Annotated in this window: 20 protein-coding genes; 8 read left to right on the forward strand and 12 right to left on the reverse strand. The window is 37.5% G+C overall.

Going from position 1 to position 22,323, the window contains the following annotated elements:
• Window positions 1–9: 9 nt before the first annotated feature.
• The 6 genes from astD to J580_RS15670 form a co-directional block, all read right to left on the reverse strand.
• Window positions 10–1,479, reverse strand: a complete 1,470-nt coding sequence (astD, locus tag J580_RS15645) for a succinylglutamate-semialdehyde dehydrogenase (RefSeq protein WP_032004845.1) — start codon at window positions 1,477–1,479, stop codon at window positions 10–12.
• Window positions 1,479–2,510 (reverse strand): arginine N-succinyltransferase, encoded by a 1,032-nt coding sequence (astA, locus tag J580_RS15650; RefSeq protein ID WP_032004847.1) that lies wholly within the window; start codon window positions 2,508–2,510, stop codon window positions 1,479–1,481. The genes astD and astA overlap by 1 nt, the downstream gene beginning before the upstream one ends.
• 18 nt (window positions 2,511–2,528) lie before the next feature.
• Entirely contained in the window at window positions 2,529–3,743 is a 1,215-nt protein-coding gene (locus J580_RS15655; protein ID WP_032004848.1) for an aspartate aminotransferase family protein, read from the reverse strand.
• 136 nt (window positions 3,744–3,879) lie between these two features.
• Window positions 3,880–5,151, reverse strand: a complete 1,272-nt coding sequence (locus tag J580_RS15660; RefSeq protein ID WP_005078412.1) for a Glu/Leu/Phe/Val family dehydrogenase — start codon at window positions 5,149–5,151, stop codon at window positions 3,880–3,882.
• Window positions 5,152–6,182: 1,031 nt separating this feature from the next.
• A complete protein-coding gene (locus J580_RS15665; protein ID WP_032004849.1) occupies window positions 6,183–7,616 on the reverse strand; it encodes an amino acid permease in 1,434 nt (477 codons plus the stop codon).
• Window positions 7,617–8,029: 413 nt separating this feature from the next.
• Complete coding sequence (locus J580_RS15670; RefSeq protein WP_032004850.1) at window positions 8,030–9,307, reverse strand: hypothetical protein; 1,278 nt, start codon at window positions 9,305–9,307, stop codon at window positions 8,030–8,032.
• Window positions 9,308–9,434: 127 nt separating this feature from the next.
• Between J580_RS15670 and J580_RS15675 the strand changes: the two genes are divergently transcribed.
• Both J580_RS15675 and J580_RS15680 read left to right on the forward strand, forming a co-directional pair.
• Window positions 9,435–10,223 carry a class I SAM-dependent methyltransferase gene (locus J580_RS15675; protein ID WP_032004851.1) on the forward strand — a complete coding sequence of 263 codons (789 nt, stop codon included), beginning with the start codon at window positions 9,435–9,437 and terminating at the stop codon, window positions 10,221–10,223.
• A 26-nt stretch (window positions 10,224–10,249) separates the two neighbouring features.
• Window positions 10,250–10,780, forward strand: a complete 531-nt coding sequence (locus J580_RS15680; RefSeq protein ID WP_005078420.1) for a hypothetical protein — start codon at window positions 10,250–10,252, stop codon at window positions 10,778–10,780.
• Window positions 10,781–10,833: 53 nt separating this feature from the next.
• Here the strand turns inward: J580_RS15680 and J580_RS15685 are convergent, their stop codons facing one another.
• Window positions 10,834–11,397: a hypothetical protein gene (locus tag J580_RS15685; RefSeq protein ID WP_032004853.1), complete on the reverse strand. Its 564-nt coding sequence runs from the start codon at window positions 11,395–11,397 to the stop codon at window positions 10,834–10,836.
• Between the two features lie 139 nt (window positions 11,398–11,536).
• The gene (locus J580_RS15690) at window positions 11,537–12,004 is read right to left on the reverse strand and encodes a Holliday junction resolvase-like protein (protein ID WP_002116954.1); all 468 of its coding nucleotides are present in this window, start codon (window positions 12,002–12,004) and stop codon (window positions 11,537–11,539) included.
• A gap of 158 nt (window positions 12,005–12,162) precedes the next feature.
• Here J580_RS15690 and J580_RS15695 point away from each other — a divergent pair, with 158 nt between their 5' ends.
• The 4 genes from J580_RS15695 to yccS all read left to right on the forward strand — a co-directional run bounded on the left by J580_RS15695 (window position 12,163) and on the right by yccS (window position 17,099).
• Window positions 12,163–12,807, forward strand: a complete 645-nt coding sequence (locus J580_RS15695; protein ID WP_005804567.1) for a ParA family protein — start codon at window positions 12,163–12,165, stop codon at window positions 12,805–12,807.
• 124 nt (window positions 12,808–12,931) lie between these two features.
• A complete protein-coding gene (locus J580_RS15700; RefSeq protein WP_002117074.1) occupies window positions 12,932–14,050 on the forward strand; it encodes an AI-2E family transporter in 1,119 nt (372 codons plus the stop codon).
• A gap of 125 nt (window positions 14,051–14,175) precedes the next feature.
• Window positions 14,176–14,745: a superoxide dismutase family protein gene (sodC, locus tag J580_RS15705; protein ID WP_075383285.1), complete on the forward strand. Its 570-nt coding sequence runs from the start codon at window positions 14,176–14,178 to the stop codon at window positions 14,743–14,745.
• 203 nt (window positions 14,746–14,948) lie between these two features.
• Window positions 14,949–17,099 (forward strand): YccS family putative transporter, encoded by a 2,151-nt coding sequence (yccS, locus tag J580_RS15710; protein ID WP_032004854.1) that lies wholly within the window; start codon window positions 14,949–14,951, stop codon window positions 17,097–17,099.
• A gap of 41 nt (window positions 17,100–17,140) precedes the next feature.
• Here yccS and J580_RS15715 read toward each other — a convergent pair whose 3' ends face one another.
• Window positions 17,141–18,370: an MFS transporter gene (locus J580_RS15715; protein WP_032004855.1), complete on the reverse strand. Its 1,230-nt coding sequence runs from the start codon at window positions 18,368–18,370 to the stop codon at window positions 17,141–17,143.
• Window positions 18,371–18,736: 366 nt separating this feature from the next.
• On the reverse strand, window positions 18,737–19,105 hold the full coding sequence (locus J580_RS15720) for a hypothetical protein (protein ID WP_081403681.1): 369 nt from the start codon (window positions 19,103–19,105) through the stop codon (window positions 18,737–18,739).
• Window positions 19,106–19,342: 237 nt separating this feature from the next.
• On the opposite strand from J580_RS15720, the gene J580_RS15725 reads away from it, so the two are divergent.
• Window positions 19,343–19,930 carry an NAD(P)H-dependent oxidoreductase gene (locus tag J580_RS15725; protein ID WP_032004858.1) on the forward strand — a complete coding sequence of 196 codons (588 nt, stop codon included), beginning with the start codon at window positions 19,343–19,345 and terminating at the stop codon, window positions 19,928–19,930.
• A 13-nt stretch (window positions 19,931–19,943) separates the two neighbouring features.
• A complete protein-coding gene (locus J580_RS15730) occupies window positions 19,944–20,258 on the forward strand; it encodes a putative quinol monooxygenase (RefSeq protein ID WP_032004859.1) in 315 nt (104 codons plus the stop codon).
• A 45-nt stretch (window positions 20,259–20,303) separates the two neighbouring features.
• On the opposite strand, the gene J580_RS15735 is transcribed toward J580_RS15730, so the two are convergent.
• Complete coding sequence (locus J580_RS15735; RefSeq protein ID WP_032004861.1) at window positions 20,304–20,672, reverse strand: hypothetical protein; 369 nt, start codon at window positions 20,670–20,672, stop codon at window positions 20,304–20,306.
• 94 nt (window positions 20,673–20,766) lie between these two features.
• On the reverse strand, window positions 20,767–22,176 hold the full coding sequence (locus J580_RS15740; protein ID WP_002116692.1) for an FAD-binding oxidoreductase: 1,410 nt from the start codon (window positions 22,174–22,176) through the stop codon (window positions 20,767–20,769).
• Window positions 22,177–22,323 lie beyond the last annotated feature (147 nt).

The following is a 22,323-nucleotide window of genomic DNA, read 5'->3' on the forward strand; positions in this document are numbered from 1 at the left end:
CCCTAGTGTTTAAGGCAACACAATCCCTGGAGATAATTTTTCTGGTAAGGTTAAGCTGCCACTTTCAAGTGATGCCATTGGCCAAGCACAATAGTCGGCAGCGTAAAAAGCACTCGCGCGGTGATTACCTGATGCCCCTACACCACCAAACGGTGCGGCACTTGAAGCACCAGTTAATGGCTTATTCCAATTCACAATACCTGCACGTGCTTCAATGAGTAAGTCATCAAACAGTTCACGTTTTGGTGAAACCAAACCAACTGACAAGCCAAAACGAGTTGCGTTAGCAATTTTTAATGCTTCATCAAAACTGTCATAACGTTGAATGGTGGTAAGTGGACCGAAATATTCTTCATCTGGAATATCTTTCACGCCTGTGACATCAACAATACCCGGAGTAAGTAATGAGCTGTCTTCTTGAGGACGTGTCATGGCTAATAAACTTTTTGCACCCAACTCAAGTAATTTTTGCTGAGCATGCATCATGTTTGTTGCAGCAACTGACGAGATAACGCCACCCATAAATGGTTGTTGTTCATCATTCCAACGACCAACTTTTAGGTTTTTAGCAACTTCAACAAAACGTTGAATAAATGCATCACCTTCAGCACCATTTTTTACCAAGATGCGGCGCGCACATGTACAACGCTGACCTGCCGAAACAAAAGCAGATTGAATAGCAAGATTAACTACTGCATCGACATCAACAATTTCATCAATAATCAATGCATTATTGCCACCCATTTCAAGCGCAAGAATTTTTTCAGGTGCACCCGCCATTTGCTTATGCAAGTGATAACCAGTGTTTGCACTTCCGGTAAACAATAAACCATCAATTTCATGTGAGGCAGCCAAGGCTTCACCAGTTGTGCGTCCACCTTGCACCAAATTCATCACACCATTTGGCAGACCAGCTTGCTGCCAAAGTTTTACAGTTTCTTCAGCAGTCCATGGCGTTAATTCACTTGGTTTAAATACAACTGTGTTGCCAGCAAGCAATGCAGGAACAATATGCCCATTTGGTAGATGGCCCGGGAAGTTATATGGGCCAAAAACTGCAAGCACGCCATGCGGACGATGACGTAAAGATGCTACACCATCGGCCATTTCAGTTGAGCTTTCGCCTGTACGCTGGTGGTAAGCACGAATCGAAATCGCAACTTTGCCAATCATTGATTGAACTTCAGTTAATGTTTCCCAAAATGGCTTACTGGTTTCTTGGCTAATGACTTCTGCTAAATGCTTTTTATTTTCTTCAAGCAAAGCGGCAAATTTTTCAACAATCGGTACACGCTCTGCAAGTGGTAAACGCGCCCAAGCTGGAAACGCAGTACGCGCTGCCTGACAAGCTTGTTCTACATCAGTAGCAGTAGCCTCGGCACCTGACCATATAGTTTGGTTATCAACAGGATTTGTTTTTTCAAATGTTGCGCCGATGCCTTGTAACCAGACACCGTTTATAAATAAAGAGTTTGACATCAGGATACTTCCATTGGATTTAGTGATAACACACGAACAACGTGACCTTCTTGTACACCGAGTTTTTCAGCTTGTTCATATGTTAAATTTATTGTGTTATCAACAAGATCAAGCTTTAACAGCATTGCCTTATAGTCATGATAATTATCATTAGCAATGAGATATTGGGTCTTACCGACCGCAGCTTCACTTGTAATTTTGACGTTTAGTAACTGACTTTCTTTTACTGCTCGCAATTCATCGATATTGGCTTCAATAGTTGGACCAGCATCAAAAATATCGACATATCCTTGATAGCGTAAGCCTTCCGACTCAAGCACATGATAAGCAGGTAAAGTTTGTGGATGCATTTTTCCAATTACCTCTTGCGCATCTTTTGGCAAGAGATCTACATAGACTGGGAAACGTGGCATAAGCTCTGCAATAAATACTTTTTGCCCAATTCCACTCAAATAGTCTGCTGTTGAAAAATCCATATTAAAGAAATGGTGACCAATCGCATCCCAAAATGGAGAACATCCATTTTCGTCTGAGAAACCACGCATTTCAGCAATTAACTTTTTCTCGAAATATTGCTTAAAGGCAGCGATAAACATAAAACGGATCTTCGATAAGAATTTACCGTTTTGGTTTTCACGACGCTCTGGATCTAAAAATAGTGTACAGAGTTCACTACTACCTGTTCTGTCATTACTTAAAAATAAAGTAGGTAATGACTTATAAACATTTAATGCTTTTGAAGCGTGTACTTGAGTACCAACATGAAAGTTGTACCAAGGTTCAATGAGTCCCACAGCAACTTCAATTGCACTTAACCCAATAACACGTTGAGCTTCTGTATCTTCAAGAACAAATAAATAACCTTGTTCACTTTTATGGACATTGCCATTTAAAGTATTGCGAGTACGTGAAATTCGAGCCGAAAGTGTATCCATATTTTGTGGCAAGGAAGTCAGGCCTACACCCGACTTACCTGCTAATTTATAAATATCTTCAAGGTCTCGAAACTCGGCATGACGGACGATCATCATGGCTAGCTTTCCTTTTTTTTATTTAGCCAACTTTGCCAATGCGCGTTTTAAACGAGCAATCCCTTCATCAATATCTTGTTCAGGAATAATTAGAGACGGTGTAAAACGAACCACGTTTGGTCCCGCAATTAAAGCAAGCAAACCTTCTTCGCCCGCCCAAGTCGTAATGTCTTTCGCTTTCCCTGCATACTCAGCTTTTAATACACAACCAATGAGTAAGCCTTGACCACGAATTTCTTCAAAAATCGGGTACTCAGTATTTAATTTATTTAATGCGTCTAGGAAATATTGATGACGATGTTTTACACCTTCAAGTACTTCAGGCGTATTAATAAACTCAAAGACTGCACCAGCAACCGCACTTGCTAACGGATTACCACCATAAGTCGTACCATGTGTACCTACTGAAAAATGCGGAGCAAATTTATCTGTTGTTAACATTGCACCGACTGGAAAACCACCACCTAGTGCTTTTGCAGTGGTTAATACATCTGGAATAACGCCAGAGTTCATGTAGGCGTATAGTGCACCTGTACGGCCAACACCAGTTTGTACTTCATCAAAAATAAGTAAGGCACCGAACTCATCACACAGTGCTCTTAAGCCTTTTAAAAATTCGATGTCAGCAGGAATAACGCCGCCTTCACCTTGGATTGGCTCAACAATCACGGCACAAGTTTGTTCATTAATGACCGCTTTTGCAGCTTCTAAATCATTAAAGGCAACATGGTTGATACCATTTGGAAGAGGTGCAAAGTCTTGTGAATATTTAGGTTGACCACCCGCCGAAACGGTAAATAAGGTACGGCCGTGGAACGCATTGTTAAATGCCACAATACCACTTTTGCCAGCAACACCACTGTCGAGTCCAACTTTACGAGCTAGTTTTAATGCCGCTTCATTCGCTTCTGCACCTGAGTTACAGAAGAATACTTTATCTGCAAATGTATTTTCAGTGAGTTGTTTTGCAAGACGTAGAACGGGTTCATTTGTATAACCGTTACCGACATGCCAAAGTTTTGTTGCTTGTTCTGTTAAAGCATTTACTGCCACTGGATGCGCATGACCTAATGCGTTTACTGCAATCCCGCCTGCAAAATCGATATATTCTTTATTTACTTGATCCCAAATACGTGAACCTTCGCCACGTACCGGAATGAAATTTGCCGGTGCAAAAACTGGAACCATCCAGTCGTTAAAGTTGCTTCGAGTTACAGAAATTGGCTGTTCCATGCTTACCTCAGTATTTATTTAATATATTCGATAACACTTAAATTTGAATAATTCAGAAAAAGGGACTGAACAAATAAACCCTATAACATCCTTTATATTTGTTCAGACCACTTTTTCTAAAAGTAATTTCCGCAGATTAGCCTGGGAAAATACCGCGTTCTTTACGAGCTTTTAAGATACGCTCACATGCCAAGATGTAAGCCGCTGTACGTAAAGTACAAGCGTTGCTGTTTGCTGTATTCCAAACATCTTCCATAGCTTGAACCATCAACTTGTCTAAACGCTCGTTGATTTCTTCTTCGCTCCAGAAGTAGCTCGCCATGTCTTGAACCCATTCGAAGTAACTTACAGTTACACCGCCGGCGTTACATACCACGTCAGGAACTACAACAATGCCACGCTCAACTAATACGTCTTCAGCTTTAGGATATGTCGGGCCGTTTGCGCCTTCTAAAATCAACTTAGCTTTAAGTTTTTGAGCACGTTCAACAGTGATTTGGCCTTCCAATGCAGCTGGAACAATAATGTCAACTTCAGCTGTCCAGAAATCTTCGTCAGCAATTGATTGCGCACCAGCAAAACCACCAACACCTTGATTTGCATTTACGTGATCACGTAATGCTTCAAGATCAATACCATCAGCATTGAAAATTGTGCCAGTGTGGTCTTGAACGTGTGTAACTTTCGCTTTTGATTCAACAAACAAGAAAGCTGCTTCACTACCTACGTTACCAAAACCTTGAATAGCAACTTTCGCGCCTTCAATTGGTAAATTAATTTTTGCTGCTACTTCACGACCTGTAACGAATACGCCACGACCAGTTGCTTTCACACGACCTAAAGAACCGCCTAAGTGGACTGGTTTACCAGTTACAACACCAGTTACCGTGTGACCTTGGCTAGTAGAATAAGTATCCATCATCCAACCCATGATATTGGCATTCGTACCAACGTCTGGAGCAGGAATATCTTTTTGAGGCCCAATAATATGACCAATTTCAGTCGTATAACGACGAGTCAAACGCTCTAATTCACGAGTTGATAATTTACGTGGATCAACACGGATACCACCTTTTGCACCACCAAATGGCAAGTTCAAAACAGCAGTTTTAATTGTCATCCATGCAGACAACGCCATCACTTCATTCAAATCAACATTTGGATGGTAACGAACACCGCCTTTACCCGGACCACGAGACAAGTTGTGTTGTACACGGTAACCTTCAAAGTGCTGGATCGAACCGTCATCCATCACGATTGGCACGTCAACAATAAGCGCACGCTTAGGACGTTTTAAAGTATCGATATAATCAGCTAAATGTTCTAAATATGGCGCTACACGGTCAATTTGTGCCAAGTAAGTTTGCCATGCATCGCTATGTTCGTTTACGTATGAAAGATCTGACATCTTTTTTCCTATATACCTTCATAGACTCAGATTTGATAAATCCGTAGTCTTTATTATTCAGCAACTAAAACCTTGCAATAACAAAGTCTTAGTTTATTTACTAAACCTTCTGCTCTTCTAAAGCATTAGGTTTTTTAAATTCCATTTGTTGATACTAAAAGTATGATCTACTTTTATATATCGATATCTTTTACAAGCTTTCTTTCATTTAACTTACTGTTTATAAAGCTATCTTTATAAAAGCAAAGTTCAACCACAACCCACTTAATCCAGTCGGCTGAAATATAAATACAAAAGAAATGGCATAACCGTTTGGGAGTTAAAAAGAACGATGATTTATAAAAAAATCATATGTCCATAAAAATTATTTTGACTAATCGATAGGTCCCTCCATTAGTCTTTTTAAAAATAAACATTGTTCAATAATGCTACAGATTAATTATCTCTACACATACCGCTTAAAATTAAGCCGGAACATAGCTATAAAATCTTCTAATAAATATAGCATAGAGCACACTCATTTAGAACATTTTAAAATAAATAAGCAGAGAAAAAATAATCAAATCGCACTAATCCTTATAATAAAAAAACAACAAATATTAAAAAAACCTTAACTTTAATAAAAAAAATTTATAGAAAACATAAAATCATAATTTAAAAAAATATACTAAATTAAAATTATAAATAACAATGACTTAAAAATTAATCACCTTCATGAACTTGTCAAAAAATTATACTCTCTCTACATTAAATCTATAATAAGTCCATTTCTAATTCATATTTCATAAAATCTAAAAAACCTCTTTATCAAATAACCAAGCTAAACATAGACTTAATCAACTATTAATAATAAATAAATATTAATAAGAATCCGATAAATTGTAATTTTATAAAACAATATTTGTTTTCATGATTAAAAATAAAACTTCATTTTTAAAAAAAATACAGAAATTCTTTCTTTTGTGGTTCCTCTAAGGCACAAAAAAGGTCCCTTTCGGGACCTTTAAAAACACATTTTTCGACTAAAAAGCTTAGCTTTGCACTAGATCTTTCTTTCGATAAAAAATGAAGTAGCTTGCATAGCATAAAATGATAAAAATAATGCAGCAGATAAAACCAACTTGCATAGATGAGTCAAACACCATACTGATACAGGTAACGATACAGAACAGCCCACCTACAATTGGAGTAAGAGGGAAAAGAGGTGCCGCGAAGCGTAAATCTTTTGCCGTTTTACCCGACTTATACCACTGTCTACGGAAGTTAAATTGTGAAACGCAAATCGCAATCCAAACCACAACCATCGTAAAAGCAGCTACTCCCAACAAATTCTTAAAAATTGTTTCTGGTGCAAATTGTTCTGAAAGCAATCCAGGAATTGCACCAAACATAGTTACAGTAATGGCAACAATCGGTGTTCCAGAAGGAGTTAATTTAGAAAATATTTTTGGTAATTGATTTTTTGCCGAAAGCGACCACATCATACGTGAAGCAGCAAACAAACCAGAATTTGCAGCAGAAAGTAAAGCCGTAATAATTACAAAGCGGATAATATCTTCTGCGTATGGAATACCAATATAGTTAAATACCGTCACAAAAGGACTATTACTTACTTCACTTGCACTAAGGCCTGCAAGCTGGAACGGCAGTAATGAACTAATCACCACAATTGTACCAACAAAGAAAATCAGTAAACGCCAAATAGCCGCATTGATTGCTTTAGGAACTGTCTGTGCTGGATTCTCAGCTTCCCCCGCCGCTACTCCAATTAATTCTGTGCCCGAAAAAGCAAAGTTAACAATCAGCATAGTAGCAAAAATTGGGAAGAGACCGTTTGGGAACCAACCGTGAGCAGTTAGATTACTAAATAATGGCGCTGTTTCATGTCCGTGGTAAGGAATAAAACCAAAAATTGCCAGTAGACCTAAACCAATAAAACAAATAATAGTGACAACTTTGACGAGGGCCAACCAGAATTCAGATTCGGCAAATAATCGAGTTGAACTGATATTAAGGAAAAAAACTAAGGCGCCAAAAAAAAGAGTCCAAGCCCATACCGAGGTAGATGGAAACCACTCCTGAACCAGTAAAGCCGCAGCGGTAAACTCAGTTCCTAAAGTTGCAGTCCAAGTTAACCAATAGAGCCAAGTAATCATATAGCCCGTACCCGGACCAATATAACGACGCGCATATTCCCCAAAAGAACCTGATTCCGGCACATGAACCGCAAGCTCACCAAGGCATAACATCACGGTATAGGCAATTAAACCGCCCAAAAAATAAGAAATAATTGCGCCAATTGGGCCTGCTTGGGAAATTACATCACCAGACCCTAAAAAAAGACCTGTACCTATGGCACCGCCAAGGGAGATCATCACCAAATGTCGAGTACTCATTGCTCGTTTCAAAGGTGCAGAACTTCCATGTTGCGATGCATCATTATTCCGATAATTTAATGATTGCATATAAAAAACTGTAACGACAATTTAGTAAAAAATCATTTTAGGAGAAAAAAATAAATATGCAATTATCTTTGAATAGTGAACTTATTTTAACCAAGCTCTTTAGGTAAAAATAAAATATATAGTAAAAACATTTAGTTATATTTTTTTATAGCTATAACTGTATTTTAATTAATCTTATATTATTTCTATAATTTATGTGTTAGGAAAACCCATTTATTTTTAAATATAATATTTATATACATTACTAGTTATGCCTACTTTAAATACAGCAGATCACCATATAATAAACCTACTATTTATTTAAATAATGAATTTTAAAATAATATATAAATAAGTTTATAAAAAAATATTTTTTAAGCAAAAAATAAAGCCCAAACCTAAAGGTCTGAGCTTTATTTAAACACTATAAAGTTTTAATAGCTGATGGTAGTCAACTGCTCTGTAGGTTGAATTGAACCTTCCGTAAATTCACACAGCCCTTGTTCATCAAAAGATAAATTTAGTTGCTTATAGCTAATCGCAAAGCAGTCGGAATATTTTTTGATTACAAATGGGCTCATATCAGATGTTAAAGGCTCTTCACTCTTGAACAATTTAATGACTTTGCGATCATTCATCGCTAACAAATAAATTTCATTATTTAATTCAATATTCACTACACCAGTTTGCTCAGCCACAATTGGAACCAAATAAGATTTATTCGCCAGTAGAGTGTCTACCGTGTAACTTTCAAACTTTGAGTTGATGAGGTTGAATACCAAAATTAAACCAAAGCTAGTCTGCAAACCTTCTTTGTAATTTTCATCTTCTTGAATTCGTTGTACTTTAATACCAAGCTTTTGAAAATCCAACTCAGTTGCTTGATTTGTTTTTATCAGACTACGTGTAATAGCCTGTTTAAGTAGGTTATCAAAATAACGTTCATCTAGCTGAAAATCATTTTGGCGTAATATTTTTAACAACATTTCATCATGTTGGGTAAGAACATGCGCAAGTACATTACGGAAGTAAAACTTACTTTGTTTTTTGACCTTACGAACTTGCTGATAAAAATAGATTTCATCGAAATCATGTTCAATAAAATCATGTAATAAACTTGAACTAGCCAATACAGACAATGCTTCATGACCAGTAAATGGCAAATGAATCGTATGTAAGCTTGGTAACAGCTCTTTTATTTTTAAGTAATGTTCACGGTCAATCGAGAAATATGGGTCATAAACAATAACGTATTCACGCGCTGAATCGACATCTTGCGGCTGAATCTGCATGTCCTTGTTTGCTACCGAATCAAAAAACTCAGCGTAGCGTCGGTCTTCAACATGCTCTGGGTCAATTGAATATTGAGGCACAAATGCAATCACACGGTTCATATTCAATAAATTAGAATATTTGATTGCCGCATAGCCGCCCATTGAACCGCCATAACCCACAATATTTTTAAAGCCTTCTAGAATAGGCGAAATTGCTTTTGCCAGCTCAATCATGCTTGCTTGAGGAAACCATGATTTTTGTTTTGGCATTACCCCAATAACATTATATTGGTATTTAATTAGAGACTTTTCAGCATTGATAGATAAGCCACTCGCTCGGGTAATCAAATCGCCAAAAGAGAGAACTAATGTATTAGAATCGCCTGGTAAAAAAATGGCTCTAATGTGTTCGTCTTCAAAAATAATTTGCTTATCCATGCTCACACCGAAAGAAAATTTACTCCCACATACAACGTCAAAAATGAAACAAAATAGGTGTTTTGCCAATTTATGATTGCGGAGTATCTTATTTTATAGATGCCAGTCAGATTAAAAAGCGCAAAATATGACACAATCCTTACATCCTGCCGCTCAAAAAGGCTTCAGTTCAGCTGCTGAACTATATCAGCAAGTTAGACCCAATTATCCCGCAGAAATAGTAAGTTGGCTGCAAAATTGCCTACAAATACAGGAAAACTCTACTGTTATTGATCTTGGATCGGGTACTGGCAAATTCTTACCCTACTTAAAACAAACACATGCTGATGTTATTGCAGTTGAGCCAATTGGCGAGATGTTACAGCAGCTTCAACAAGTTTATCCTGATATCAAAACATTACAGGCTTTTAGCAATTCAATTCCTGTAGCAGACCATAAAATTGATGCCATTATTTGTGCGCAATCTTTTCACTGGTTTGACAACCTCGACACCCTAACAGAAATGCATAGAGTATTAAAACCAGAAGGACATTTAGGGCTAGTTTGGAATCAACGCGACGAACGTACAGATTGGGTCAAGGCTTTAGCTGACTTCCTACTTCCTCTTGAAGGTGACACACCTCGTTATCATAGTGAAAAGTGGAAACGCGTATTTGAACAACAAGATTTATTTGTATTTGATAGCCTACAAACATTCACACAGTCACAACAGGGTTCTGTCGAACAAGTCGTGAGTAAACGTTTACTCTCTACTAGTTTTATTGCTGCAATGACTCAAAAAGATCAATTACAACTCAAAGCACAGTTTGAAAAAATTGTTTATGATTTTACGGGATTAGGTCCTCAAGATCAGATTGATTTTCCATATATTACGTATGCATATCACTTTCAGAAAAGTACGTTACCCATTAAATAATTAGTGAATAGGTTTGGTTGAAAGTTATGAAGAAAACACCTCAAATCATATTAATGTCTTTGCTTTGCTCTAGCCTATTTCTGACTGCTTGTAAAAAAGCGGATGAGCCTGCTAAGACGGAACAACCTTCTGCCACCTCATCTACCGATCAGGTTTTAGAAAAACTGAATGAAAGACCTGTTAAGACGTTCCCTGCCACTGCTGATGATGCACACGATATTGCGCTGTTAGAGGATTATGACCGTCGCTTTACAGAAATGAGTGACGAGATGGAAAGTGAATTAGCAAAAATGCATGAAGCTGGAACCCTCACTACAGAGTTTGAGCAACAACGTACTCTCGATAATGTGCGCTCTTCTCTGACCATGTTAAAAGATTTAGATTTAAAAACTGAGCAAGGCCGTTACATTCAGGGTCTACTTTATCAATATTGGGAAAACCAAGAAAAACACTTGAGTGACAAGCAAGCCAATAAAGATGAACAGATCAATGATCTTGCCGACTATTTACAAGCACAAAATCAATTAAAATATTGGAAAGCATCGCAACAGAAATAAGCAATGTAGTGGTTATAAAAAAGCCTTCAAACTTATGAAGGCTTTTTTTTAAATTATATATTTTGCTTTTCAACCCAATGAATTGCCTGAACGCGGAATAACTCACATGCACCATCACCCGTATCAGTCGGCGTAAGTGAAGATTTCCAGACCAAATTTTTGTCCTTAATCTCGACAAGGTCACCTTTTAGATAAACTAAATCACCGCGTTTAACCTGTTTAATCTGCTCTGCAATTTTCGGGTTGGCAGGAATGATGTGCATGTTAGACACCATTTGCATTGCTTGCTCTGCTGGAACAGGTAATTTAGGAATTTTCCAGTTTAAATAACGGTCATATTGTTTCACTGAAATATGACGTGCGATTTCAGGCTGTGCGAACAATCCCCAACTTACGGCATAGTCAATAGGAGAAAATTTAGCTTGTTCATCATTTTGATAAACTTTTGAACCCAAGATTCTGAAATTGCCTTGAAAAGGTTGTAATGCAGAAATAGATTGATCTTTTTCTATCGGGCTCAAACCATTGGCAATATTATATTCACTTGAGGTCGATGCAAATGTTGAACTCATGCCAATCGCGGCGAGTAAGCCCATCATCAAACGTTGTTTTTTCATCGTGTTACACCTCAAATATTGCTAGATCAAAGTGAATAGATCTTCAATTTATAATAGCTTTAAGCGATGAAAAAAATATCGAAATTTAGTAACAATACAGATCAATTTCGTCTATTTTTGTGCTGAATTAAACAGCTTGTTAATCTTCGAAATCTATTCTCAACGTTTCAAAACGAACCTTACCTTGTTGAACCGCTTGAGCAATTGCCTGTTGACCCTTTGTAAGTCTAGCTCCACCACTTTTTACATCGAGCAAAATAATATTGATGTCTTCTGCCGTACCATCGCCATCACGAAAATCGGTATATCCATCAAAGATAATATAGTCCACCGGATCGCCCATGAATTTTGCATCGCTTGGTAAATACTGAAATTCAGGTAAAACCGGAGCAAATTGTTCTGCCATTTTTCCTTTCAACACCGCACGACTTGTATTTACACTTCTCTTTTGTGCTTGAGTAAGCGCTTGTTGATGCTCTAGTTCAAGTTCAGCAATATATTGCTCATATTCAGCCTTAATTCGTCCATTACGTGTATTTGATAAAATAAGAGTAGTGATAATGATGCCAATTCCAGCACCAATAAGCATGGCAAGCCATACAGACATAAATTTTCCTTAAAAAGCACGAATTAAGATTACAGATCTAATCATATCTAAAATAACGAAACAGCTTAAACTTTTGTCAAATGTGGTCATCTCCTTCACATAAAAAGATGCTAAGGTATAAAACATAAACAAATGTGCTGCTGAAAATAATTGGATTTATGAAAACGATACTTATTGCAAATCAAAAGGGCGGATGCGGAAAAACCATGACGGCCATTACGTTGGCAACAGCATTGGCACAAAAAGGATATAAAGTAGCATTAGCAGATTCGGACAATCAAAAATCGGCTTTACAATGGTTAAAACAGCGCCCTGATACCGTTGCAACAATTCAAAGCCTAGACTGGCGTCATGAGAAATCAATTGGTGATGCACCCAAAAATCTGGACTATTTAATTATTGATGCGCCTGGTGCTCTGTCAGGTGAGCATGCTGAACAACTTATTAGTGAAGCTCATGCCATTATTACTCCGCTTCAGCCTTCATTTTTTGACATAGACAGTACTCGTCGCTTTTTGAAGCACTTACAAGATATTAAACGTATTCGCAAAGGCAAAGTACAGATTTTGCTTCTTGCTAACCGTGTAAAACCAAACAGTGCCAGCTCAAAAGATATTCAACAGTTCTTTGAAAAAATTGAACAGGAACCTGTTGCATGGATTGCTGAACGCACTGCCTATGGCAGCTTAGCAATGCAAGGTTTAAGCATTTTTGATAAACCGCAAAAGAACTTTATTAGTATCCAAAATCAATGGCAACCTGTTCTAAACAAGTTAATTGAAGATAAAGCTGAGTGGTTTTAAAGGAATTTTAGCCTTTGAAACTGGATGTATAAGGTTCTTTACATTACGGCCTTAAAATTTGCCTCAGGTTATTTTTCAGTTAATATGACTTTATTCTATGTAGAAAATTAGAGAAATATTGTTCGTGCATCCATACGCTCCTAATTTACAGCGCGTTTTATTGTTTGGGCTGTTTTTTATTTTGATTTTTTTAGGATTTAATATCCTGAAATATTTTATTGTTCCTGTACTTTGGGCTGCCATCATTGCATATATGACTTGGCCTATTTATTTAAGAATTCAGCGTTTTTTTGGAGAATCACGTAATACTTTAAACGCAACCCTAATGATTAGTCTGGTCATTTTGGTAGTTGGTATCCCCTTTACATGCGCGGTTTTTATTTTGCAACATGAGGGACGTAACTTATATTTTGATTTACAACGTCAGGTTTTTTCGGGTCATTTAAGCGTTCCAGATTTTATTCGTGATCTTCCTTTTGTAGGAAAAGAGATTTCTCGTACACTCAATGAATTAAATAACGATCCTAATAGTACGATTCAAAATATCGCAGCTTGGGTACAAAGCCATTTAAGTTATGGCCGTGTGCTGCTTGGTGAAATTAGTAAAAATATTGTCAAACTTGGCTTTGCAGTATTTAGCCTATTTTTCTTCTATCGTGATGGACAAATGATTTTATCTCAAGTGAGTAAAGCTTTAGAAATGGTCATTGGCCCTCGTATTCATCATTATCTCGATACAATTTCTGAAACAACTCGTGCAGTAGTCTATGGTGTGGGTTTAACTGCAATTGCTCAAGCCGTTTTAGCTGGATTAAGTTACTTCGTAGCAGGTGTACCAAACCCTATGGTACTCACTATTGTTACTTTCTTATTGGCTTTAATTCCATTTGGTACTCCAATTTCTTATTTAGGCGTTGGCTTATGGTTGTTCTCTCAGGGACAAACTATGGAAGCAATTGGTGTTGTGGTTTGGGGTGTGCTGATTGTCAGTAGCTCAGATAATGTGATTAGACCACTCGTCATTTCTGGTGCCACCAAAATTCCATTTTTATTAATTATGTTTGGTGTATTAGGCGGTATTGCGAGTTTTGGCTTGGTCGGATTATTTATTGGTCCTGTAATTCTGGCTATTTTATTGGCAATTTGGCGTGAATGGTTACATGAGACGATTGAGCCTGAACCTATGCCAAAAACGACCATGATTTATGATTCTGAGAGTGAATCGTCTAATGATGAAAAGTGACATAGAGATTTAATTTAAAAATGTTTCTAGATACAAATTAACTATTTAAATTAACTTGTAGGTCAGACCTCTGTTTGTTTGAATCAAACAATCATATATATTTATAAGGACATCCAATCATGCAGATGTTTAATAAAATTGGCGCAGTCTGTGCGCTTACAGCCCTTTTTACCGTTGGCTGTAGTTCGGTAACTAAAACTGTATCTGACACAGCCCAAGCATTAACCTCAATGCATACAAAAAAAGTGGTCGACGTAAATGAAGTGACAGCTAATGGTATTGGCAAAAAAATAGGTACGATTAGCTTTCAAGATAGTGACAAAGGTTTAATTATTACCCCTGCTCTTGCTGACTTACCAAGTGGTACTCGTGGTTTCCATATTCATGAAAACGCTTCTTGTGCACCTGCTGTAAAAGATGGAAAACCTGGGGCTGCTTTAGCTGCGGGTAGCCACTATAACCCGAACCAAGCCCCTCATCACGGTACTCCAACGACTGGCCATTTAGGCGATCTACCTGTTTTAGTTGTCGATAATACAGGTGTTGCAACAACTGCCGTAATCGCACCTCGATTAAAACTTGCTGATATTCAAGGTCGAGCTATTATGATCCATGCGGGTGGTGACAATTACTCAGACTCACCTCAACCTCTTGGCGGTGGCGGAGCACGAATTGCATGTGGTGTAATTAAATAATTTATATATTTTTCAAATTGTGGGTATCTAAAAAGATATCCACAATTTTGTTAATTTATTGATCGTTACAACTTGGTTTAAGTCTAATAAAATCTTAAAAAATGACTGACTTTTGTAGATAAAAAGAATAATATTTTTGAAGTAATAAAAATTTAAAGTTACATACTGCTTTCTCACGTATTCTCTAATTTAGAACAAAAGCCGTGAATTATCTGACCCAAATATTTAATAGCTTTAAGACAAACTCTATTTTAATTTATTGCCTGCAAATTCTGATTGTACTCACTGGCACAACTTTAGGTTTGCTTTGGCTGGGCTATAATCAACTTATTGTTCCCGTAACCTTAGGCGCAATTGCAGCAGCATTAACAGACTTTGATGATCGTTTAAGTATTCGATTACGCAACTTGGTTTATGTCTGCCTGCTCTTTTTTACAGTCAGTAGTATTCTTGGCTTTTTAGCTCCTTACAAAATTTTCTTTATTTTATATCTCTCTATCTCAAGCGCTTTTTTCATATTACTAGGCGCCTTAGGGCAACGTTATGCCACGATTTCTTTTGGCACGATTCTGCTCTCTATTTATAGTATGTTCGGTTTAGGCGAATACGCACATTGGTATCAACAACCTACTTATTTTGTTTTTGGTGCTCTGTGGTACGGTTTAACTTCTATTTTATTTTTTATTATTAAACCGACACTTCCCTTACAAGATAAGCTCTCACAAATTTTTAAAGAAATTTCTGTTCTACTACAAGCAAAAGCTCGTTTGTTTGATCCGGACAATAAAGAGAATGTTGAACAGCTTTTATATGAATTATCTCTACAAAATACGCAAGTTGCTCAAAGCCTCAATCAAATACGCAGTTCTCTACTTACTCGGCTCAAAGCTTCCAGAGTCAGTAATAAAAGTATCTATTGGCTAACCCTATATTTTTTCGCACGAGATATTCACGAGCAAGCCACTTCAAATTATTTACATTACGAACATATTCAACAGAATTTTAGCCGTAGTGATCTTATTTTCCGTTTCCAAAAAAACCTGCGTCTACAAGCACAAGCATGCCAAGACTTAGCTCAATGTATTTTATATAACCAGCCATATCAGCCTTCGCAAGAAAGTCAGAAAGTATTGGGACATTTGGAAAGTTCTTTAAAAGATTGGATACAACAACATCCACAAAATTTTGAAGTTAAAAATTTAAAACTTATTTTTGATAATTTAAAAGGAATGCATGAACAGTTTGAACAACTGCAATATGCCCAACCTGTTCCTGAAAATAACACTCAAACAAGACAAGAACACTTAAATTTACTTGATGATGATATTCAAGGATTTTCAGATCTTATCTTAAAACTTCGGCAACAACTTACGCCACAGTCAGCGCTGTTTAGGCATGCCATACGAATTGCTGTGGTTTTCGCCGCAGGTTATGCAATTTCACTGTTACCCTTTGCGCAGCATGGTTACTGGATTTTACTGACCAGTTTGTTTGTCTGTCAGATTACTTATTTTGCGACTAAAAGCCGTCTTAAATTAAGAACGATTGGTACCTTACTCGGTGTTTTATTAGGAATACCAATTTTATATTTTGTACCGAGTATTGAAGGCCAGCTCATCATTACAATTATTTGTGGAGTTTGCTTTTTTTACTTACGTCAAAAGAAATATGCTTTGGCTACGCTCATGGCTACCCTTATGGTGCTATTAATTTTCAACTTAAAAGGCGCTGGCTACAGCATTATTTTACCTCGACTGATAGATACCTTATTAGGCTGCTTTATTGCATGGCTCGCCGTAAACTTTATTTGGCCCGACTGGAACTTTCGAAACATCCCCAATAATATTAATAAAAGCAGCAAAGCAACCTTAGATTATTTCAATGTGATTGTTGAGCAATATCAATATGGCAAAAATCAGGATATAGAGTACCGCCGAATTCGTCGTGCTGCGCATAACGCTCAAATTGAACTGTCGAATATGATTTCGAGCCTAAGTGCTGAGCCCAACCCGAACCCTCAACTCATCCATTATGCTTTTCGTTATCTGGTTTATAGCCACAGCCAACTGAGTTACGTAGCAGCGTTAGGAAGCCAACGACAAAAAATTGATGATCAACAGGTATTACAACTCTTACTGGATTGTCAGCAAATTCTTAAACAGAGCTTATTTGATCCGGCTTATATTGATTTCAACTTCCTTGAGCAGACTTTAGCGCAAATTCAAAGCCTAACTACTCATGAGCACTTTTCAGAGAACTACACACTCGTGTTAAAACAAATCAGTTTATTGCTAGAAACTTTGCCAGAATTATTAACACTTAAAGACAAACTTTTAGAACAAGAGATTAAGTAGAATAAAAAAATACCGGAATATCAATTCCAGTATTTTTTTATTTAATTGTTACCTTGTTGCAGTCTTTCTTGCATTTCCTGCTTCAAAGCACTTCGCGGTTGGCTAAACCAAAGAGCAATAAAGGTAAATGCAGACAATGCAAAAGCCCATAAATGAAATTGTGTATAGAGATAACGTACAAGTTCAATCATTGCAAAGAAGCTCATCATCAGTAACATCGAAACTGCCGCTGCAACAGTTCCTTTTGAGACCTCAGATGACATGAGTGCAAAGCGATATAAGACTGAAAAGCTAATTCCCTCACCAAAACAGATGAGCGTCATCCCTATAAGCAAACAAGGTATGAGATAGGTTTGCCACACCACACCTAATATTAAAATGAGTGTCCCAATCAGCATAATCGGCAAACCCATCATGACGGTTTTACCCAAAGCCAAACGGTCAATAATTTTGATTAAGACAATGTTGCCTACGATTAAACCCAAAAATACGGGGAATTGAGCTAAGCCGTATTGCACACTGGTGAGCTTTAACTCATCTACTAAAATGATTGGAGATAAAGCAATCCATAGCATTAAAGGCATACCCACTAAAGGTAATGCTAGGCTTAAACCTAAAAAACGGCGGTTGGTAAACACCTTTTTAAAATCATCAAAAAGATAACTAAAAGGTTGCTTGGTTACACTGACTTGCTGGCTTGGCATCTGTTTTTTCAACCCGATCCAACTAAGTAATGCCAATACTGCGATGGCGACAAAGCCCCAGTGCCATGACACATAATCAATTAAGAAAGCGCCAAGTACAGGTCCTAGCAAAGGTGCAAGTAATGAGATATTTGCCATGAGTGCCATGACTTTAATCGCATCACGTTCAGCAAAACTTTCTTGAATGGCCGCATAACCAACTGCTGAAATTACGGTTAAGCCAATTCCCTGCAAGAATCTTAAAGCTAGAAATTGCTCGATTTGCGTCGTCAGTAAAATTAAAAAACAGCATAGAGCAAAGAATAAAACTCCTGCTAATAGTACTTTTTTACGTCCGAGACGGTCCGACAAAGGACCAAGTAACCATGCAACAGATGCGCCACCTAATAAATAAAATGACATCGAAGATGGTGCCCAAGTTGCACTTACACCAAAATCTTCAGTAATTGCCAACATGGCTGGCTGAATCAGGTCGTTACCAATATAAACCGCAAATTCAAATAGCACTAAGGCCAAAGGAAACATCAACGTTGTACGGTTCAACGTTGTCGTTTGAATATTTTTCATGAGTTGTACACTTCAAAATAGCGGCCATATGTCTGTACGACTACCTATAAAATAAGATGTAGTCATGACGATGACATGTATGGTCAATCAATCTTTAGTTAAGTTGTTATATGCCGTGAGAGTGCATGTTTAGAGTGTGAAACACCGTATTCACAAGGTGTCTAAAACGAGAAAAAATATATGACGTGAGATTCGGTTTTTTTCCAATTGGCACAATTGCCGAGCGCAACAATAGCACTTTTTAAATTGATCAGCAATCATGCAATTTCAAGAAGCTTAAATTTCAGTTTTTTGCACAAAAGGGCATGCAAATTATGGTTGTGCACAAACTCAAAGTTATCCACATATTCGATAAAAAATTAAGCATCATGGGCAAGGATTAACTTGAAAATCTGTAGTTTCCCCTCCTTTTGTACATTGATAGCTTTGCTTTTTATTCACAATTTTCCAGATTTGCTGATCTCGTTTTAATAAATATTCAGTACGTGTTTTCGACACCGCATCTGGACTAGGCTCTGTTTGCAAAATAGTAACTTGCGCATTGGAAGGATCATCCGAAGCATTCATTTGCTGTGAAATATCTAAATTGCTTGCATCATTTAAAAGATCTGGTTGATCGAGTAATACAGCCTGTATAGGACTATCAGCAAGTTGAGCAGAAGAATTTTGAGGGGGAGCACAAGCTGTTAATATGCTTAAGCTGAAAATAATCAACAAACCATTCTTTTTCATCACTCATCCCCTCTATTTACTCAAAATTAATGCTAAAGATAATAGGCCACTTTTTCCTTTTGAGCTTTGTAAATAGGTATAAATTTATTGATATTAATGAGATAGATTAATTTTAAATAGAAATCCAATAATAATTATTGATTTTTTATCAACAATATTTTTCCTATTCATGCATTTTTCTACAACAGTAAATCTCATAGAGTATGCGTCAAATACAGGAATTTAATGAGAGCAACCTCCATGAGTAAGATTTTAGTGATTAATGGTGCTAAACAATTTGCCCACTCAAACGGTGAATTAAATGACACATTAACCACCCTAGCAACCACACATCTCACGGAACTCGGCCATGAAGTTCAAGTCACCCGTGCAGACAGCAATTATGATGCTGAAAGTGAAGTTGAAAAATACTTATGGGCAGATGTTGTTATTTATCAAATGCCAGGCTGGTGGATGGGTGCACCTTGGACAGTCAAAAAGTACATTGATGATGTCTTTACCACTGGTCATGGTTCACTTTATGCAAGTGATGGCCGTAGTCGTTCTGATGCCTCAAAAAAATATGGTTCAGGTGGTTTAATTCATGACAAAAAATATATGCTGTCATTGACTTGGAATGCTCCAATTGAAGCATTTGAAGATGCAGATCAATTCTTCCACGGCGTAGGTGTAGATGGCGTTTATTTACCATTTCATAAAGCCAATCAGTTCTTAGGCATGAGCACCCTTCCGACATTTATTGTAAATGACGTAATTAAAATGCCTAACGTTGATAGTTATGTTGAAGAATATAAAGCACACTTAAATACTGTATTTGCAGCAGCCTAATAAGGAGAAATCCATGCTAACCATTATTGCGGAAATTCGTACTAAATCGGGTGGACAGCATCGCCAGAACGTATTGGATGCCTTTCAAAAAATCATTCCAACTGTTTTAGCAGAAGATGGTTGTCATGGTTATGAACCTTTAGTTGACCACATCTCAAATGCAAGCTTCCAAAACAAAGACCCAGACATTATTGTGATGTTGGAAAAATGGGAAAGTGTTGCCCATCTTGAAGCGCATTTAGCGACGCCTCATATGCAAGCGCATCATGAAGCAGTCAAAGATGATGTCGTTGACGTTAAAATTAAAATTTTAGAAAGCGGCGTATAATTTAGATCATTAAAAAAGACGATATATTTATCGTCTTTTTTATTTTTAAGAGCAAAGCTGAGTTTGAAAACCTCTAGACCCTTTCCCTCTCACGCATTGATAGCTCTTTTGCTTATTTTGCAATTGCCACTTTTCATCAACCAGCTTAAATGAATATTCTGTTCGGATTGCAGAAACAGAATCATCCATTAAACCTGTTTGGATAACGGTAATACGGGAAACTGTTGGAGATTCTACTCGGTTAAATACTTGCTGAACTGAGGTATTGTTATGCTCTTTTACAATCTCAGGCTGGGCTTTAAGTACTTGTTGCATCGGGGTTTCAGAACCCACAAAAGGGATTAATTTACTGGTCGTCGCACACCCAGTGAAAAGCCCAGCACAAAGCGCTGAAATTAAAAATAAACGTTGCATTTTTATCACCCAAAACAAAAGCCATAGCTTTATGATGCTATGGCTTTGTCGGTTACTCTGTAGAAACTATGTAGTCCTACAAAATAGATCTAATTTAAAGATCAAACAATTTACCTGGGTTCATCAAACCATTCGGGTCAAATACTTTTTTCAAAGCTTTCATATATTCAATTTCTTCAGGCGAACGTGAATATTCCAAATATGGCTTTTTCGTCATGCCTACACCATGTTCAGCAGAGATTGAACCATCGTATTTTTTAACAGTATCAAACACATATTTATTAACCACCTGACATTTCGCAAAGAACTCATCTTTGGTTAAGTTTTCAGGTTTTAAAATATTTAAGTGCAAGTTACCGTCACCTATATGGCCGAACCAGCAAATTTCAAAATCTGGATAGTTTTCTTGAACAATTGCATCAATCTCACGAATAAATGCAGGTACGTGAGTAATTAATACTGAGATATCATTTTTATATGGAATAAATGGTGCGATTGATTCAGAGATATCTTCGCGTAAACGCCATAAGCTTTCTACTTGGTCAAGGCTCTGGCTCATTACGCCATCAAGTACCCAACCCTGCTCCATACAATGCTCGAAAATTTCCATTGCTTTATCGAGAATCGGCTCATATGGAGCTTCAAACTCAAGCAATACATAGAACGGGCATTGAGTTTCAAATGGGCGTTGTACATGTCCATGATCTAAAACTTTTTGCATTGCAAGTTCACCAAAGAACTCAAATGCAGTTAAGTCGATGTCTTTTTGGAAAGCATGTAACACAGGCATTACTGCATCAAAATCTGGAACACCTAAAACTAAAACTTGTAAGTTTTGTGGTTGACGCTCAAGTTTAATTTCTGCTTCGGTCACTAAACCTAATGTGCCTTCACCGCCAATAAACAAATGCTGTAATGCATAACCAGTTGCATTTTTAACCATGCCTTTGTTTAAACGCAGGATGTCACCTTTACCAGTCACTACGGTTAAGCCAAGTACCCAGTTACGTGTCATGCCATATTTAATAACTTTAATACCACCAGCATTGGTACCGATATTACCGCCAATCTGGCTAGAACCCGCTGACGCAAAGTCCACCGGATAATACATGCCTTGTTCTTCTGCATAATTCTGCAATTGCTCAGTCACAACACCAGCTTGCACTCGAACCATACGGTCTGCTGGGAAGAACTCAAGAATTTGGTTCATTTTGTCCATGCTAATGACAATTTCGCCATTGGTTGCTACCGCACCAGCAGAGAGACCAGTACGACCACCCGATGGTGTAATCGCAACATTAAATTGGTTCGCAAGCTTCACAACCGCCTGAACTTGTTCAGTCGTTGACGGAAAAACGATGACCGATGGGTTCGGATTAAAATGCTTGGTATGATCTTTACCCCAGTTTTCGAGACTATCAGCATCAGTTTTAATACGGTTTTCACCGACGATTGCTGTTAATTGGGTGAGTAACTCAGGTGTTAAAGCGACTGGAGCATTCATCGTTTGCAGACCTAGCAAGAAGTAAACTGTGGTGGGACTATGACCTCATAATTCTCAAGGTTCTCACCTGAGCAAAGCCATAATGTTCAAGGAACTTCTATATTCTACATGTATCCGCGCAAGCGATAAAGTTCAGAATAGAGATAC

The sequence above is a fragment of the Acinetobacter sp. 1542444 genome (assembly GCF_000581835.1).
Classification (GTDB): Bacteria; Pseudomonadota; Gammaproteobacteria; order Pseudomonadales; family Moraxellaceae; genus Acinetobacter; species Acinetobacter pittii.

Excerpts from the sequence above, each read along its gene's own strand:
- astD (WP_032004845.1), bottom strand. The coding sequence starts at position 1,479 with ATGTCAAACTCTTTATTTATAAACGGTGTCTGGTTACAAGGCATCGGC.
- astA (WP_032004847.1), bottom strand. The coding sequence starts at position 2,510 with ATGATGATCGTCCGTCATGCCGAGTTTCGAGACCTTGAAGATATTTAT.
- J580_RS15655 (WP_032004848.1), bottom strand. The coding sequence starts at position 3,743 with ATGGAACAGCCAATTTCTGTAACTCGAAGCAACTTTAACGACTGGATG.
- J580_RS15660 (WP_005078412.1), bottom strand. The coding sequence starts at position 5,151 with ATGTCAGATCTTTCATACGTAAACGAACATAGCGATGCATGGCAAACT.
- J580_RS15665 (WP_032004849.1), bottom strand. The coding sequence starts at position 7,616 with ATGCAATCATTAAATTATCGGAATAATGATGCATCGCAACATGGAAGT.
- J580_RS15670 (WP_032004850.1), bottom strand. The coding sequence starts at position 9,307 with ATGGATAAGCAAATTATTTTTGAAGACGAACACATTAGAGCCATTTTT.
- J580_RS15675 (WP_032004851.1), top strand. The coding sequence starts at position 9,435 with ATGACACAATCCTTACATCCTGCCGCTCAAAAAGGCTTCAGTTCAGCT.
- J580_RS15680 (WP_005078420.1), top strand. The coding sequence starts at position 10,250 with ATGAAGAAAACACCTCAAATCATATTAATGTCTTTGCTTTGCTCTAGC.
- J580_RS15685 (WP_032004853.1), bottom strand. The coding sequence starts at position 11,397 with ATGAAAAAACAACGTTTGATGATGGGCTTACTCGCCGCGATTGGCATG.
- J580_RS15690 (WP_002116954.1), bottom strand. The coding sequence starts at position 12,004 with ATGTCTGTATGGCTTGCCATGCTTATTGGTGCTGGAATTGGCATCATT.
- J580_RS15695 (WP_005804567.1), top strand. The coding sequence starts at position 12,163 with ATGAAAACGATACTTATTGCAAATCAAAAGGGCGGATGCGGAAAAACC.
- sodC (WP_075383285.1), top strand. The coding sequence starts at position 14,176 with ATGTTTAATAAAATTGGCGCAGTCTGTGCGCTTACAGCCCTTTTTACC.
- J580_RS15715 (WP_032004855.1), bottom strand. The coding sequence starts at position 18,370 with ATGAAAAATATTCAAACGACAACGTTGAACCGTACAACGTTGATGTTT.
- J580_RS15725 (WP_032004858.1), top strand. The coding sequence starts at position 19,343 with ATGAGTAAGATTTTAGTGATTAATGGTGCTAAACAATTTGCCCACTCA.
- J580_RS15730 (WP_032004859.1), top strand. The coding sequence starts at position 19,944 with ATGCTAACCATTATTGCGGAAATTCGTACTAAATCGGGTGGACAGCAT.
- J580_RS15735 (WP_032004861.1), bottom strand. The coding sequence starts at position 20,672 with ATGCAACGTTTATTTTTAATTTCAGCGCTTTGTGCTGGGCTTTTCACT.
- J580_RS15740 (WP_002116692.1), bottom strand. The coding sequence starts at position 22,176 with ATGAATGCTCCAGTCGCTTTAACACCTGAGTTACTCACCCAATTAACA.